We start from the raw sequence: 15527 nt of genomic DNA, 5'->3' as shown, positions 1-15527 counted from the left end.
AGTGCGGGCAGCCGGGCGGTAAGGGTTGCGTTCGGCCGGGAGCGGCGAACGCGTCCCGTTTCCGGTTCGAAACCGGTTCAGTCGGCGGCCGCCGGCGTCGGTCGCTCGGCGACGTCGAGCGAGCGCCCGGTCACGGCGACGGCGAACAGCGCGAGCGGCGAGAGGAACGCGAAGAGGTAGTAGGGGGCGTACTCCAGCGTCGGAACGCCGGTCACGCTCGTCATGAAGACGGCCCCGGCGTGCCACGGGAACAGCGCGCCGGTCGGCGTCCCCGCGGCCTCGACCGCCCGCGAGAGCTGGTCGCTGTCGAGCCCGAACTCCTCGTAGGTGTTCCGGAGGGTCACGCCCGGGAGGACGATGCTCATGTACTGCTGGGCGGTGAGCGCGTTGATCAGGATCGCCCCGACCCCCGTCCCGGCGACCAGCGCTCCGGGGCTCCGCACCGCGGTCGTGAACTCGTGGGCGATGACCGCCAGCACGCCGGTGCGCTCCAGGATCCCGCCGAGCGACAGCGCCGCGACCACGACCGTGATCGTCCAGGCGGAGCCGGTGAGGCCGCCGGTCGCGAGCAGTTCGTTTACCAGGTCGGAGCCGGACTCCGGCGCGGTGCCGTACATGAACACCTCCCAGGCGGCGACGAAGCCGGCCCCTTGGACGAGGACCGTCGTCGCCGCGCCGGCGAAGACGCCGGCGACGAGCGTCGGGAGCGCGGGATACCCGCGGAGCGCCAGTCCGAACGTGACGACGAGCGGGAGGAACGCGAGCACGGAGATGGCGTACGTCTCGCCGAGCGCCCCCTGGATCTCCGCGATGCGTCCCGCGGGGATCGCGCCCTCGGTCCGGAGGCCGAGCGCGACGAACCCGAGGACGGCGAGGCCGAAGGCGGCGACCGTGCCGTCGCGCATCCGCCGGATGTGCGCGTAGAGATCGGTGTTGGTGACGCCCGCCGCGAGGTTCGTCGTGTCCGACAGCGGCGACTGCTTGTCGCCGGCGTACGCCCCCGAGAGGACCGCGCCCACGGTCATCGGTGCGGGGACGCCGAGACCCGCGCCGATCCCGACGAACGCGACGCCGAGGGTCCCGACGGTGGTCCACGACGAGCCGATGGCGAACGCGACGACGCCGGCGAGGACGGCCGCCGCCGGGAGGAACGTCGTCGGCGTGAGCGTCCCGAGCCCGTAGTACATCAGCCCGGGGATCGTGCCGGCGCTCACCCACGTCGCGATCAGCCCGTAGATGGTGAAGATGATGAGAAGCGCCTGGAGCCCCATCAGGAGGCCGTTCGCGACCCCCTCGAACAGCTCGTCCCAGTCGTACCCGAGCCACAGACCGAACGCGCCGACGAAGACGATACCCCACAGAAGCGGCGGGTGCGGATCCAACCCGAGCACCGCCGACCCGATACCGAGAAACGCCACGACCGCGAGGACCGGGACCAGCGCCGCCGCGAACGACGGACGCCGCTCCGGATCGAGGTCCTCGATCGTCGTGGGCGTGAACGATCGTGTCATCGACGCCGAGTATGCTTTTGGAGCATAAATACTCGATGAATTATGTCCAGTAGGTATGTACCGCGGTACCGAGAGACACGTCAGCGAACGCCTCCGCTACTCGGCTCGCCGCATCGTCTCGCCACGTCGTCTCACTGTATCGTCTCGCCACGTCGTCTCGCCGCATCGCCTCACGCCGATCCGATTCGGGATCGCCCGCGAAAAGAAACGTCGGTCGGCCTTCCCTACGCCTGCTGTGCGCCGAACACGACCCGGACCGAGACGGTCACGTCGACGTCGCCGACCTCGATCCCGGTTCGGGGCGCGCCGCCGGCGTCGCCCGTCTCGGCGGCGAAGGCCGCGGTCGCGTACGGGCTGGTCCGGACGTTCGTCGTCGAGACGGTGTAGACGCCGGTCACCTCGAGGTCGGCGTTGGCGGCGAGGGTGTCGGCCTCGGCGTGGGCGTTGTCCATCGCGTCGCCGAGTGCCTCCTCGCGGAGCTCGTCGGCGCGCTCGTCCGAGAGCCCGAACCGGACCTGCTGGACCCCGTCCGCGCCGGCGTCGACCGCGACGTCGATGACCTCGCCCACCGCGTCCACGTCGTCGACGGTCACGGCGTAGACGTGGACGCCGACGTACTCGCTGCGGTCCGCGTCCGGACGAGTGTCACGCGTCTGATGGATGTCGTAGTGCTCCGTGCGGACGTCGTCCTCGCTCAGTCCCCAGTCGTAGAGCGCGCTCCGGAGCGCGTCGTCGCTCTCGGCGAGGTCGGTGCGAACGGTTCCCGCGTCGTCCGCGGTCGACTCGACCGCGAGCAGCACGGTCGCGCGGTCGGGCTCCGCGGACGCCTCGCCCTGTGCGGCCACCTCGATGGACCGCTCGAGGTCGTTCGTCTCCGTCGTCTCCGGCGATCTCGTGTCGTCGGCCAGGGTACCCGATACGCCCGCACAGCCGGCCAGGAGGACGAGGAGCGCTACCCCGATCCCGGCGACGAGTCGTCTCTGTCGTGCCATACCGCCCAGGACGGCGGGAGCGGGCTATAACGTAGCGAATACACAAAGAACCGTTTGTCCGATCCGATCGGCCACCCGGTGGTCGGCCGTCGACCCTCCCGGCGTCTCGCTTCGAGCGTCTCCTCAGAGGCCCGTCGGGTGGCTCACGTACGTCGTCTCCAGGCCCCACTCCTCGGCGAGCGACTGGAGCGAGCGAACGCCGAACGTCTCCGTCGCGTAGTGTCCGGCGAGAAAGACCGTGACCCCCGCTTCCCGCGCGTCGTGGTACACCTGCTGTTTCCCCTCGCCGGTGACGAGCGCGTCCGCGCCCGCCGCGGCCGCCTCGTCGAGCCAGTCGGCCCCGGAGCCGGTGACGACCGCGACCCGCTCGATCCGGTCCGGGCCGAACTCGAGGACGCGGGTCCCGTTCGTGGCCCCCTCGAACCCGTCGAGGCGGTCGCGGATCGTCTCGGGCGGGAGCGGCTCGCCCGTTCCGCCGATCGTTCCGATCGTGACCGGGCCGAGCGTCCCGAACGGCTCCCGTTCCGAGAGCCCGATCGCGTCGGCGACGCCGGCGGCGTTCCCTAGCTCTTGGTGCCCGTCGAGCGGGAGGTGTGAGACGTACAACGCGAGGTCGTTCTCCGCGAGCGCGGCGATCCGGTCGTACGTCCGCCCCGTCACGTGGTCGATCCCGCCCCAGGAGACCCCGTGGTGGGTGACGAGGACGTCGGACCCGGCGTCGGCCGCCGCCTCGATCGTCGCCGTCGCGGCGTCGACCGCGAACGCGACGCGCTCGACCGACCCCGTCTCCGGGCCGACCTGGAGGCCGTTCGCGCTGGCGTCGATGTCGGCGTACGCGTCGGTGTCGAGCCGGTCGTCCAGCCGGTCGACGAAGCTCTGAAGCTCCATGCGCGTCCGTACGGACTCCGGGAGAAAAGCGTTCCCGTCAGTCGTCGAGCTCCTCGGTCGCGGAGTCGGGGATCGTGTCGAACGGCGCGCCGGCGGGGGCTTCGATGTCCTCTCCCGACCCGCCGCCCGGCGTCTCCGGCGGGGCGTCGAACTCGGGGTCGAACAGCTCCAGCGCCGTCCGGATCGTCTCCCAGTCGTCCTCGCCGGCGGCGTCCCGGAGCGACCGCGTCGGGGCCGCGAGCAGCTGGCCGACCAGCGCGTCCGCCATCGCCTCGACCGTCTCGCGCTGGTCGTCGGTCAGCCCGCCCTGCGCCTCGAGCTTCGTGAGCGCGCGGTCGAGCTCGCGGGCCTTGACCCGGTCCGCGCCGGCGTACATCGCTGAGATGGCGTCGTCGGCGCGCTTCCGCTTGTACGACCGGAGGATCCGGTCGAGCTCCTCGTCGATGATCGACTCCACCTCGCGGGCCTCCGTCTCCCGCCGCTCGCGGGTCTCGCGGGTGACGTCCTCCAGGTCGTCGATGTCGTACACCGAGACGCCCGCGACGTCGCCGGCCTCGGAGTCGACGTCGCGCGGCTGCGCGATGTCGATACAGACGACCCGGTCCGCGCCCGCGAAGGCCGTCGCGTCGAGCACGGGATCCGGGCTCCCGGTCGCCGTGATCACGAGATCCGCGTCGGGGACCACGGCGGGGAGGTCGCTCAGGTGGACGACCGACGAGTCGGTGTCGACCTCCTCGGCGACGTACCGCGCGTTCGGCACCGTCCGGTTCGCGACGACGATCTCCGAGACCGTCGTGGCGTCGAGCGTGCGGGCCGCGAGCGTGCCCATCTCTCCCGCGCCGACGACGACCGCGGTGCCGTCGGTCAGGTCGATCTCGCCGGCCGCGAGCCTGACCGCCGCGGAGCCGAGCGAGACGACCCCCTCGTTTATCGACGTCTCCGTGCGGGCGCGCTCGCCGACGTGGAGCGCCTTGGTGACGGCGTCCTCGAGGACCGGGCCGATCCCGCCGGCCGAGCGCGACTCCTCGTAGGCCTCCCGCATCTGGCCGATGATCTGGTCCTCGCCGAGCACGAGCGACTCGAGCCCGGCGGCGACGCGCATCAGGTGTTCCAGACTCCCCTCGTGGTCGAGCCGGCGGACCGCCGCGCCGCGGACCGACGGCGCGAACGACTCGAGCGCCTCCCGACCCTCGACCGTCCGGTCGGTGACGACGTACGCCTCCGAGCGGTTACACGTCCGGATCGCGAACGCCTCCTCGACCCCGTCGCGCGCGAGGAGGTCCGAGACGGTCGCCCGGACGCTCTCGCCGCCGGCGGCGTCGATCTCGTCTATCGTCGCATCGCCGTGGGCGACGCTCACGCCCGTGATGGCACCCGGCTCCCTCATCGGTCGACGACCTCCTCGATCACGTTGTCTGCCTCGGTCCGAGCCTTGGATCTCCCCTTTTGTAAACCCTTCCAAACCCCCTCGGATCGCACGACGCGACGGATCGCCTCCCGGCGCGTTTCGGGGTCGACGCCCGCCGCCGAGAGCTCCTCGCGTAGCTCTCCGGAGAGTTCGGCCATCGCGCCCGCCCCCTCGATCTCCGAGCCGATCCGCTCGCGGAGCGCCTTCGAGAGCGCGGGGCTTCGCCCGCCCGTGGAGACCGCCACCCGGACCGGCCCGTCCGCGACGGTCGCCGGGACGACGACGCTCCCCGGATCGCGACCGCCGGAGACGTCCGTGCGGTTGACGAGGCGACCCGCGTCGAGCGCCGCCGCCTCCGCCGCCGCGTTCACCGCCCGGTCGTCGGTCGCGGCGACCACGAGCGCGGGGGCGACGCGGTCGATCCACTCCGGCACCGAGTCGGCGTCGGGGGCCGCCCGGACCAGGTCGATCGGGGAGTCGCCCTCGGTAGCCGCCTCGACCAGCCGGTCGTCGAACGCCGGACTGACGACGACGACGCGCCCCTCCCCGGCGAAGTTCAGGGCCTTCCGCCGGCCGACCGCGCCGCCGCCGACGACGAGGACCGTCTCCCCGGAGAGGTCGTGGTACAGCGGTATCATGGTGTGAGAGTCGTCGCCACGGCGTATCAGGCCGTGTTGCTGTCGGCGCGCTCCTCGATCCGGATCCCGGTCTTCTTCAAGATCCGGGTCGAGAACAGCGTGTCCCAGTCGTCGGGGCCGACGTCCCAGTAGTCGGCCATCGTCTCCTTTACCTCCGCCACGCGGCGTTCGCTCTCGGCCTCCGTCCGGCCGTGCGTCATCGCGAAGAAGTTGTACTCCCAGACGCCCGCGTGCCGGGGACGCTGGTAGCAGTGGGTGACGAAGTCCAGCTCCGCGACCGCGGGGCCGACCTCCGCTAAGACCTCCTCGGGCACGTCCCAGACGGTCATCCCGTTCTCCGTGTACCCGAGCGCGTAGTGGTTGGGGATGACGCCGACCCGCCGCACCTTCCCCTCGAGCCGGAACCGCTCTATCGTCTCCACCACCCAGTCGACGTCGGCGTTGAGCGCGGCCGCCACGTCCGCGTACGGCGTCTCCGTCACCGGCAGCCCGCCCTGGATCTCGACGACGAGGTCCCGCTCGTCGGGCGAGAGCGTCGAGCGACCGGACGGCTCGACGTCGGGGGCCAGCCCCGAGAGGTCCACGTCGCCGTCGGCGACCGGCCCGTCGACGAGGAACTTCGCGCCGACGTGGAACTCCCGCAGCTTGGGGAGGTTGTACGTCTCCTGGCCGGTGGCCGCCTCGATCTCCGCGAGCACCTCCTCGACCCGGTCGCTCCCGTCCTTGTCGGGGTCGGGATGGTCGGCGACGCTCACGACGAACCACATGTTGAGGTGGGGGTGCTCCCGCTCGTAGTTGTGCGCGACCGCGGTGAAGTCGTTGACCGTCTCCGCGACCTCCTCGTACCGGTCCTCGGGCGCGTGCATCGCGACGAGCGAGGCCGCGCCGCCGATCTCCTCGGCGTTGACGAGCGCGCCGAACCGCGAGAGCACGCCCGACTCGTCGAGCTCCCGGACGCGCTCGCAGAGCTCGGGGCCGGTGACCGCCAGTCCGTGGTCGCGAAGCGCGGCCGCGGCGGGCTCGAACGGGCGCGCGGTCACGGGGAATCCCCCCTGAAACGCGTTGATGATCGCCCGGTCGAGCGCCGTCAGATCCGCGTCGACCTCCTTCATGCGCGGGGATCGGGGGCGCGAGAGAATAAGGGATCCGGCCCGTCGCCGGTCGGGACCGCGAGGTCGCGTGTCGGTCGTCGCACGACCGGTCGCGTCCCCGGCGATCGCGTCTCAGCCGTCCAGATCGCGCGCGATGTCCGAAAGCGAGGAGCGGGGACCGCGGTTCGCGTCGTACACCGCGCGCTCGCCGGGGATCCGAAGCCCGTACAGCTCGCCGGGAACCACGACGTCGAGGACGACGCTCTCGCCCGGTTCGCGGTCGTTGGCGTCGAGCCACGCGGAGAGCCGGTTCTCGCCCGCGCCGGGATCGCGCGCGAGGCGGCGGTTGTCGTACGCGCCGCGGATCAGTCGTCCCGTCGCGTCCGCGAGGACCCGCGCGTGGTACTCCTCGCGGTCGATGACGACCCGGACTAGGTCCCCGTCAGCGAGCCCGAGCGACGTACAGGAGCCGGACTCGACGCGACCTGACAGGTCGGCGTCGTCGGGGATCCGGACGCAGGGACGCCGGGTGCCGCCGCTGCGGGCGAGCGTCACGCGGACGGACGCGACGCTCCCGTCGTCGGAGGGAACGCGGGGCATGAAGGGGGATTACTCGTCGTCGTCCTCGAACGCGGCGGCGACGTCGCCCTCGCCGTCGACGACGGAGACGTTGATCTGGGCCACGTCGTCGGCGATCTCGCGACCGCGGACGGTGATCCGCTTGCGCTCGCCCTCGCGGGACGGCTTGAACCCGACGCCGCCCTCCAACAGCAGTTCCTTCAGGCGGGTTCCGGAGACGTCCTCGCGCATCGGCCGGCCCGTCTCGTCCGAGCCGCCGGTGATCTCGACGGTGTGGTCCGGGAGTCCGACGGCGTCGCCGCCGATCTCGTCGCCCACGTCTCGACCGAGGAATCGGTTCGCGTCCTGTCCGTCGACCTCTCGCTGGAACGTCTCGCCGGTCTCGGGGTCGGCGACGACGACTTTGAATTCGGCCATGCGCGGACCGAGACGCCCGCGAATAAAAAGCACGTCGAAAGCCCGACACGCCCGGAGCACGGGGAACCGTCGTCTCGCCGCGGTCGCGGGCCGTTTCGGCTCACCAGGGCTCCGGGCCGACCCGATCGACCTGCGGAAGACCGGCGTCCGTTCGGTCGATCAGCGCCCCCTCGACGGCCCGCGCGACTCGTTCGGCGTCGCTCGGCCCTCCGGCCTCCGCGACGCTGCCGACCGACTCCGGGTCGAACGGAACGCCGAGGGCGTCGTACACCGGTTCGAGGACGGTCGCCAGCGCGGTCGCGTCGGCTCGCGAGACCACGAGACAGCCCGCGACGAGCGCCGCGTCGGTGCGGACCCGCTGGGCGATCCCCGCCAGCTTCCCGCCCTCCGACTTTCCGCCTTCCGACTTTCCACCCTCCGACCTCCCGCCGTCGCCGACGCGCAGGGAGTGGTCGCCCGGGCAGAACGACCGGTGCGGCTCGCCCGTCGAGACGGCCGCCCCGACGCCCTCGAGCGCCGATCGCACCGCGCGGGCGACCGTCGCGTACCGCTCGTCGATGCGCCCGCGGTCCCCGTCGAGCGCGACCGAGAACGCGAACGCGAGGGTCCCTCCCGTGTACGCTGCCGCCCGCCCCCCTACGTCGCGCTCGTACGGGGTGAACCCGGCCGCTTCGGCGGCCCGGCGAGCCCGGTCGTATCCCGACTCCCGCGCGTCGCGCCGACCGAACGCGACCTGCCTGGGAGGCGTCCAGACACGCACGCCGGGACGGCCGTCGGCCGCGTCCGCGAGGAGTCGAGCCGTGTGCTCGCGGTCGGCCCGGACGGTCCTCCCCCGTCCGCGAAGCACCCGCATGGCTCCCGCGAGGGGGCGAGCGGTCAAACCCCTTGCGTCCGGAGACGGTCGCTGCGGGGAATGGCGCAAAGGTTTTGCCGGTCCTGCGGTTCGTTCCGGTATCGATGAGCGACCCGTCCGCGCTGCCGGTCCAGGCGTACCTCCTCGCCTGTCTGCTCGCCGGAGCCGTCGGGATCCTGCTCGGTCGCGTCGCGTGGACGGAGCGCGAGGAGGCGGGGGGACTCGAGGTCTCGCTCTACCTGGGGTGTGCCGGCGTCGTCGCGGTCCTGTACGCCGTCAGGATCGCGAGCCCGAACCCTCTGGTGATGATCGGAGCGCTCCAAGCCGCGACGCCGTTCCTCGCCGCGATGCCCGTCCTCTGGGTCGCGTTCGCGTTCGCGTACGCCGGCCGCGACGAGTGGCGGACGGAGCGACGGCTCGTCGCGCTCTCGACGCCGTCGTTCCTCTGGGTCCTCCTGGCGTGGTCGAGCGGGACGCACGGGCTGGCGCGACGCGCCTTCGAGCCGGTGGTCGAGGGACCGTTCACGCTCGTGGAGACCGGGCTCGGCCCGGCGGGGATCGCCTTCCTCCTGTACGCGTACGGACTGTACGTCGCGGGGATCCTCGTGATCGTCGACCTCTACCGTCGAACCGGGAACCGCTACCGGCTCCAGACGTTCGTCGCCCTCCTCGGAACGTTGTTCCCGCTTCTCGCCGGGGTCGCGACCGTCGTCGACTTCGGGAGCTACCCGACGGTCGACTGGACCCCGGCGGCGTTCGTCGTCCACGGGGTGTTCCTGTACGGCGTGGTGTTCTGGCTCGGCACCCTCGACGCCGCGGTCGTCGCGCGGGACACGGCGGTCGAGGTCATGCAGGACCCCGTGATCGTGGCCGGCTCCGACGGGCGGATCCGCGATCTCAACCCCGCCGCGGAGCGGATCCTCCCCGACGACGCGGTCGGTGAGTCGCTGTCGACGGCGTTTCCCGGTCTGGAGTCGGGCGACGAACACCCGATCACCATCGACGGTCGCCAGTTCGACATCCAGGAGGACCCGATCACCGACCCTCGGGGGACGGACCGCGGCCACGTCTTCCTCCTCCGGGACGTGACCGCGCGGGAGCGCCGACAGTCGGCGCTCGAGCGCCGAGAGAGGCAGCTCGAGCGACAGAACGAGCGCCTGGAGGACTTCGCGGGCGTCGTCAGCCACGACCTCCGGAACCCCCTGGCCGCCGCGAGCGCGGCCGTCGAGCTGGCGAGACACGCCGACGGCGACCGTGACGACGCGTTGGAGCGGGCCGCGGACGCCCACGAACGGATGGACGACCTGATCGAGGGGCTCCTCTCGCTCGCGACCGCGGGGAAGGCGGTCGACGCCGTCGAGCCGGTCTCGATCGAGGCGGCGGTCCGTACCGTCTGGTCGCGCCTCGAGACCGGGTCGGCGACCCTGGTGGTCGAGGGCGCGGACGAGACGGTGAGAGCCGACGGCGACCGGCTCCGACAGCTCGTCGGCAACCTGTTCCGCAACGCCGTGGAGCACGCCGGCGAGAACGTGACCGTTCGCGTTCGGACGGAACGGACCGACGACGGCGTCGCCCTCCGGATCGCCGACGACGGGCCGGGGATCCCGCCGGAGGAACGGGACCGCGTCTTCGAGCGAGGGGTCTCGCTCGCCGACGGCACGGGCCTCGGGCTCGCGATCGTCGGCGACATCGCCGACGCACACGGCTGGTCCGTCCGGGTCGTCGACGAGGCGGCCGCCGGCGCGTGCTTCGAGATATCCGGGATCGAGGTCGTCTCCGAGTGACCGCGACGGTTCGGATCCCGGCCGAAATCCTCTCTCGATACCGTCGATTCTCGCGGTTCAACTCCCCGTATCCCGCACACGACGCGGCGCGCGCGATCGACCTCTATCCGTCCGGCGGGGACGGCGTCTCGCCCGTCTCCGGCGTCGTCCGGGAGACGCACACCGTCGGCTGTCCGGACCGATCGTACGCCGCCTCGGAGGACCACCTGATCGTCGTCGAACTCGGCGAGGAGTGGTGTCGGCGGACCGGAACGGAACCGGGCACTGTCGCGCGCGTCCTTCACGTGGCCCCGAGCGTGGAGCCGGGCGATCGGGTGGAGGTCGGCGACTCCCTCGGACCGATGACGCGCTCCGGCTTCTTCGGCCGGTGGGTCGACGACCACGTTCATCTCGGGTTCCGCACGCCGGGGACGGACGCGCGTCGCGCGAGCGGGTCGCTCCCGGTCGACGTGGACGCGAGCGTCGCGGCCGTTTCCTGGAACGGTACCGGAACCGTCGTCGCTCGCGGGCCGAGTCACGTCGTTCTGGACGCGCCGACGCACCCCGACCCGGGCGAGCGGTTCGCGGCGATCGCGAGCGACGGCGGCGTTCCGCTGGACGGCGGGCTGGCCCACTACGCGGGCGGCGGCGCGTTCGCCGCCGTCGACGCCGGCCGGGCCGTCTCGCTGTGGGGAACGCGGGTCGGAGTTGCCGGCGACCGCGGGATCGAGTGGAACCCGATCGACGTGACCGCGAACGGGGACCGCGTCACCGGGCTGTCGCTGTTCGCGGCCCGCGACCGCGACTACGGCGCGAAGGTGGTCTGTCCGGACCACGAGTTCGCGGTCGGCGACCGCGTCTCCGTCGACGTCGTGCCGAGCGACGACCCGATCCGGCTCGGCGTCGGGTGAGCCCTCGACCGTCGGCCGACGAGGTGGAGCGTCCACTCGCGAGGAGATCATCGGGCGAACAGCCGGCGCTCGCGGTCGTGCTCCGCGGCGGTGCGCCGGGCTCCCGCCTCGGCCGCCGCGGGCGGTTCGTCAACTCACGGAGGGTCTGCCGCGGGATCGGGTATGAACCGCCGGGTCGCTCGGGCGGATCCCCTGGATACAAACGGGTCGGCGGCGATCCCGGGGTATGGACGAGGGAGAGGTCTCGGAGATGGATCCGCTTCCCGCGGAGGCGGTGTCGCTCATCGAACGCCGGATCGAGGAGGAGCACGGCTACCTCTCGTGGCTCAACACGTCGGTCGACGTGGTCGAGCGCGGGCGGATGGTGCTGTCGATCCCGTTCGACCGGAAGCTGACGAACGCGGACGGCCGGACGATCCACGGCGGCGTCGCGGCGACGCTCATCGACACGGCGGGCGGGCTCGCCCAGCGGACCGCCTTCGAGGACCCGCTCTCGGGCGACGTGGCGACAGTGAACCTCAACACGAACTACCTCCGGCCCGCGAACGGCGACCTCGAGGCGGAGGCGACGGTCGTTCGCTCCGGCGGCTCCATCGGCGTCAGCGAGATGTCGGTGACGAGCACGACCGAGAACGGCTCCTCGGAGGTCGTCGTCGGACAGGGGTCGTTCCGGCTCTTCCGGTGACCGGTCGGCGGAACCGCCCGACACCGACACCCCTTAGTCGGGGGGTCACGACACGTGAAATCGGGGTGGGATGGCAGAGTGGCCCATTGCGCCGGTCTTGAAAACCGGTAGCCTCACGGCTTCCTGGGTTCGAATCCCAGTCCCACCGTCCGAGTGCGGCGGGGTCTTGCTGTCTGTCGTTTCCGAAAATGAAGGTAACTGATAGTAGTTACATTCATCGGGTGGACTGGTCGATCCGCGGTCGTCCGCGGGATCCTCCCTTTCGGCCTGAACCGCGAGCGCAGCGCTCTCGTTCGTCGATGTCCGGTAACACTCGCGTCCGGTGACGTGTGGTATCAGGTGCCGCATTATCTTTAACAGGTTTCCTGTCCATGTTGGAGACAGGTGATACAAGCATGAGCTACGAACTCGATCCGCTTCCGTACGAGTACGACGCGCTGGAACCGCACATCTCCGAGCAGGTGCTCGAATGGCACCACGACACCCACCACCAGGGGTACGTAAACGGCTGGAACTCGGCCGAGGAGACGCTCGAGGCCAACCGCGAGGAGGGCGACTTCTCCTCGTCGGGCGGCGCGATCCGCAACGTGACCCACAACTCCTCGGGGCACATCCTCCACGACCTGTTCTGGCAGAACATGTCGCCGGAGGGCGGCGACGAGCCCACCGGGGCGCTCGCCGACCGCATTGAACAGGACTTCGGCTCCTACGAGGCCTGGAAGGGCGAGTTCGAGGCCGCGGCCTCCGCAGCGGGCGGCTGGGCGCTGTTAGTCTACGACACGTTCTCGAACCAACTCCGCAACGTCGTGGTCGACAAACACGACCAGGGCGCGATCTGGGGCGGTCACCCGATCCTCGCGCTCGACGTCTGGGAACACTCCTACTACCACGACTACGGCCCGGCCCGCGGCGAGTTCGTCGACAACTTCTTCGAGGTCGTCGACTGGGAGGAGCCGGCCGCCCGCTACGAACAGGCCGTCGAGCTGTTCGAGTAACCGGTCAGCCCGCGCGAGATCCGCGCGTCGAACCCCGACGTTTTTTCGAGCCGCCACGGTCGCCAGCGACGGCCGTCCGCCCCGATCTCGTCGAGCAGGTCGCACATCGCCAGCGTTTACGGACCCGCACGCGTAGCCGGCGGACATGCCGAGACCGAAAGCCGCCTTCGAGGAGACGTTCCCGTGTGACTTCTACGAGCCGGCCGAGCTGTTCGAGCCGGACCTGCTGTACACGATCCCGGAGATCGGGCGGCTGCTTCAGGGGCTCGAGCCCGACGCCGAGATCGACGCCGACACCGAGGCCGTGCTGATCGACTGGGCGATCCCGTGGGTGATGGTCCACGCCGGCGACATGGTCGTCGCCGAGCCGCCGACCGACGACAGTCCCGGCTACTACGGGCTCGCCGAGGACGCCGGCGAGGATGACGGAGAGGCCGCCGCCGAGGCCGACGCGGCCGCCGACGAATCGTGACCGCGAACGCACGCGGCGGAGAGCCGCCGACGCTGCTCGTCGCCGGCGGCGCACGCGTCGACGCCGGGAAGACCACGTTCTCGACGGGGCTGATCGCGACGCTCGCTCGGCGGGCCGGCGACGCGGTCGGCGTGAAACCCCGCGCCGGCAACGACTACTGGTTCGACCACGACGACGTCCGGATCGCCGCCGGATCCGGGCGACTGTACGGGAAGGACGCGCGAAAGCTCGCGGCCGCGAGCACGCGCCCGCTGGGCGCGTCTTCCGGCGACACCGACGGCAACGCGGCCAGCAGCGACGACTCGGCCGCCCGCGGCGCGGTCACGCCGGAGTCGATCAACCCGCTCCACCGCCTGTGGCTCCCGACGCCCGAGGGGACCGGAATGTTGGGGGAGTCGGACCGAACCTTCCTCTGTGACCGTGTCACGGCCCCCGCAGCCGACGGGGGCGGCTCGCGGTTCGTGCTCAACGGCGCGGCCGCGGACGCGGGGCTGATCCCGGACCGGCTCCGGGACCGGCTCCCGATCGCCGACGCGGTCCGCGTCGACGACGTGGACGCCCTCGACGCGGTGACCGCCGAGGCGTATCTCCCCGCGTTCGAGACGCTCGCGGATCGCGTCGAGGACGCGACCGTCCCGGTCGTGGTGGAGTCCTACGGGGACGTCGCCGCGCCGCTGTCGGTCGAGTACGACGCGGTCGCCGTCGTCGAACCCGGCAGGGCGCGGATCTACGCCGCCGACCGGTACCGCAAGGCCCGAGAGGTCGCCTCCGGGAGCCCGCGGGAGGGCAGCCTCGAGGAGCACACGGGAACGGTGACTGAGATGATCGAGCCGCTCGCGACGACTCGGCTGCCTGCGTTGTCCGGCGAGGAACGCGGCGATCCCGAGATCGTCGCGGACCGATACGAGCCGGCGTACGAGGAGCTCCTCGGGGCGGCAGCGACCGAAAGAGAGGGATAGACGGGTTCCGGCGTTTACGGCTCCAGCCGGTTCGGGTCGCGCGGGAACATGATCGCCTCCTTGATGTTGTCGAGACCGGCGACCTGCTGGACGAGCCGGTCGATCCCGAGCCCGTACCCGCCGTGCGGGGGCGTCCCGAAGCTCAGCGCCTCGATGTAGAACTCGAAGTTCGCCTGCTCGACGCCCTCCTCCTCCATCACTTCGACCATGCGTTCCACGTCGTGTTCGCGCTGGCCGCCCGAGGAGAGCTCCTGGCCCTCGTAGATGAGGTCGAACTTCCGGGAGGCGATCTCGTCGCCCTCAACGTCCTGCATGTAGTAGAACTTCTCGTCGGGGTAGCCGACGACGAAGAAGGCGGGATGTCCCTGCTCCGCGAAGTGTTCGCCGAGGAGCTTCTCGCCCTTCGTGTCGAGGTCGGTCGGATCGTCCGGGAAGTGGCCGAACTCCGTCTCGAGGAGGTCGAGCGCCTCCTCGAAGGTGATCCGCGGGAAGTCGTCTTCCGGGACCGTCAGGTCCACGTCGAGGAGGTCGAGTTCGCGCTCCGCGTTCTCGGCGACCGCCCGGATCGCGTGCCGGAGCGACTCCTCTTGAACGTCCATAACGTCGTTGTGGTCCTCGATGTACGCCAGTTCGACGTCGAACATCGCGATCTCGGAGACGTGTCGGGAGGTCGCGAAGTCCTCCGCGCGGAACGCGGTGCCGGTCTCGTAGACCGCCTCGTAGCCGGCGGCCATCAGGATCTGCTTGTACAGCTGCGGGCTCTGCGAGAGGAACGCGTCGCGGTCGTAGTAGAGGATCGGGAACAGCTCCGCGCCGCCCTCCGCGCCGCCCTTCGAGATCAGGGGGGTCTTGATGTCGACGAACCCCTCCTCGTCGAACCACTCCTCCATCGCGGTCATCAGCTTCGAGCGCAGCGAGAACACCGCGAGCGTCTCGGGCTTCCGGAGGTCGAGCGCCCGGTTGTCGAGCCGGGTCGAGAGGTCGACGTCGACGTCCTTCGAGATCTCGAGGGGAAGCGGCGAGTCCGCCTCGTCGAGCACCTCGTAGGCCGTCGGCGCGAGTTCGACCCCGCCGGGGGCCTGGTCGCTCTCGAGCGGCTCGCCGACGACCCGGACGACGTCCTCGGAGTTCGCGTCCTGGACGGCCTCGAACAGCTCCGGCTCCCGCTCCTCCTTGAAGACGACCTGGATGAGTCCCTCGCGGTCGCGCACGATGAGGAACACCAGGCCGCCGAGGTCCCGGATCTCGTGGACGTGGCCCGCGATCGCGACCTCGTCCGCCTCCGGGTCGACCTCCGACGTGTGAATACGCTCGATCATAGGGTGACTTACCTCCGAGTGGCCGGGCGTCGGTCATAGGCCTGTC

Annotated in this window: 16 protein-coding genes and 1 tRNA gene; 7 read left to right on the top strand and 10 right to left on the bottom strand. The window is 71.1% G+C overall.

Translation table 11 applies throughout. From position 1 onward, the window contains the following. Nucleotides 1-77: 77 nt before the first annotated feature. The 9 genes from arcD to AXA68_RS13175 form a co-directional block, all read right to left on the bottom strand. The gene (arcD, locus tag AXA68_RS13215; RefSeq protein WP_066417670.1) at nucleotides 78-1511 is read right to left on the bottom strand and encodes an arginine/ornithine antiporter ArcD; all 1434 of its coding nucleotides are present in this window, start codon (nucleotides 1509-1511) and stop codon (nucleotides 78-80) included. A gap of 224 nt (nucleotides 1512-1735) precedes the next feature. Then, on the bottom strand, nucleotides 1736-2503 hold the full coding sequence (locus tag AXA68_RS13210) for an SIMPL domain-containing protein (protein WP_066417668.1): 768 nt from the start codon (nucleotides 2501-2503) through the stop codon (nucleotides 1736-1738). A 123-nt stretch (nucleotides 2504-2626) separates the two neighbouring features. Beyond that, complete coding sequence (locus AXA68_RS13205; RefSeq protein WP_066417666.1) at nucleotides 2627-3391, bottom strand: Nif3-like dinuclear metal center hexameric protein; 765 nt, start codon at nucleotides 3389-3391, stop codon at nucleotides 2627-2629. Nucleotides 3392-3428: 37 nt separating this feature from the next. Beyond that, nucleotides 3429-4778 carry a glutamyl-tRNA reductase gene (gene hemA / locus AXA68_RS13200; RefSeq protein WP_066417664.1) on the bottom strand — a complete coding sequence of 450 codons (1350 nt, stop codon included), beginning with the start codon at nucleotides 4776-4778 and terminating at the stop codon, nucleotides 3429-3431. Further along, nucleotides 4775-5437: a precorrin-2 dehydrogenase/sirohydrochlorin ferrochelatase family protein gene (locus AXA68_RS13195; RefSeq protein ID WP_066417662.1), complete on the bottom strand. Its 663-nt coding sequence runs from the start codon at nucleotides 5435-5437 to the stop codon at nucleotides 4775-4777. The genes hemA and AXA68_RS13195 overlap by 4 nt, the downstream gene beginning before the upstream one ends. A 26-nt stretch (nucleotides 5438-5463) precedes the next feature. Next, nucleotides 5464-6549 (bottom strand): siroheme decarboxylase subunit beta, encoded by a 1086-nt coding sequence (gene ahbB, locus AXA68_RS13190; protein WP_066417661.1) that lies wholly within the window; start codon nucleotides 6547-6549, stop codon nucleotides 5464-5466. Nucleotides 6550-6660: 111 nt separating this feature from the next. After that, on the bottom strand, nucleotides 6661-7128 hold the full coding sequence (locus AXA68_RS13185) for a DUF7112 family protein (RefSeq protein WP_066417659.1): 468 nt from the start codon (nucleotides 7126-7128) through the stop codon (nucleotides 6661-6663). A 9-nt stretch (nucleotides 7129-7137) separates the two neighbouring features. After that, a complete protein-coding gene (locus tag AXA68_RS13180; protein ID WP_066417652.1) occupies nucleotides 7138-7524 on the bottom strand; it encodes a 30S ribosomal protein S6e in 387 nt (128 codons plus the stop codon). Between the two features lie 100 nt (nucleotides 7525-7624). Then, nucleotides 7625-8377 (bottom strand): lipoyl protein ligase domain-containing protein, encoded by a 753-nt coding sequence (locus AXA68_RS13175; RefSeq protein ID WP_066417650.1) that lies wholly within the window; start codon nucleotides 8375-8377, stop codon nucleotides 7625-7627. A gap of 104 nt (nucleotides 8378-8481) precedes the next feature. Between AXA68_RS13175 and AXA68_RS13170 the strand changes: the two genes are divergently transcribed. From AXA68_RS13170 to AXA68_RS13140, 7 genes are all read left to right on the top strand, one after another. Next, complete coding sequence (locus AXA68_RS13170) at nucleotides 8482-10161, top strand: sensor histidine kinase (protein ID WP_066417646.1); 1680 nt, start codon at nucleotides 8482-8484, stop codon at nucleotides 10159-10161. Further along, on the top strand, nucleotides 10158-11051 hold the full coding sequence (locus AXA68_RS13165; RefSeq protein ID WP_066417644.1) for a hypothetical protein: 894 nt from the start codon (nucleotides 10158-10160) through the stop codon (nucleotides 11049-11051). Before AXA68_RS13170 ends, AXA68_RS13165 begins: the two co-directional genes overlap by 4 nt. Nucleotides 11052-11277: 226 nt before the next feature. After that, the gene (locus tag AXA68_RS13160; RefSeq protein WP_066417641.1) at nucleotides 11278-11736 is read left to right on the top strand and encodes a PaaI family thioesterase; all 459 of its coding nucleotides are present in this window, start codon (nucleotides 11278-11280) and stop codon (nucleotides 11734-11736) included. Between the two features lie 64 nt (nucleotides 11737-11800). Then, a tRNA-Ser gene (locus tag AXA68_RS13155) sits at nucleotides 11801-11884 on the top strand. A gap of 247 nt (nucleotides 11885-12131) precedes the next feature. Beyond that, nucleotides 12132-12731, top strand: coding sequence for a superoxide dismutase (gene sod / locus AXA68_RS13150; RefSeq protein ID WP_066417639.1), 600 nt, complete (start codon nucleotides 12132-12134; stop codon nucleotides 12729-12731). A 145-nt stretch (nucleotides 12732-12876) separates the two neighbouring features. Further along, nucleotides 12877-13203 carry a DUF5827 family protein gene (locus tag AXA68_RS13145; RefSeq protein ID WP_066417636.1) on the top strand — a complete coding sequence of 109 codons (327 nt, stop codon included), beginning with the start codon at nucleotides 12877-12879 and terminating at the stop codon, nucleotides 13201-13203. Next, the gene (locus AXA68_RS13140; protein ID WP_066417634.1) at nucleotides 13200-14162 is read left to right on the top strand and encodes an ATPase; all 963 of its coding nucleotides are present in this window, start codon (nucleotides 13200-13202) and stop codon (nucleotides 14160-14162) included. Before AXA68_RS13145 ends, AXA68_RS13140 begins: the two co-directional genes overlap by 4 nt. Nucleotides 14163-14176: 14 nt before the next feature. Here the strand turns inward: AXA68_RS13140 and aspS are convergent, their stop codons facing one another. Beyond that, complete coding sequence (aspS, locus tag AXA68_RS13135; RefSeq protein ID WP_066417632.1) at nucleotides 14177-15481, bottom strand: aspartate--tRNA(Asn) ligase; 1305 nt, start codon at nucleotides 15479-15481, stop codon at nucleotides 14177-14179. Nucleotides 15482-15527: the final 46 nt, after the last annotated feature.

This window comes from Halorubrum aethiopicum, from assembly GCF_001542905.1.
Classification (GTDB): domain Archaea; phylum Halobacteriota; class Halobacteria; order Halobacteriales; family Haloferacaceae; genus Halorubrum; species Halorubrum aethiopicum.
The sequence above is the reverse complement of the archived record's forward strand: the minus strand, read 5'-3'. Positions and strand labels throughout refer to the sequence as shown.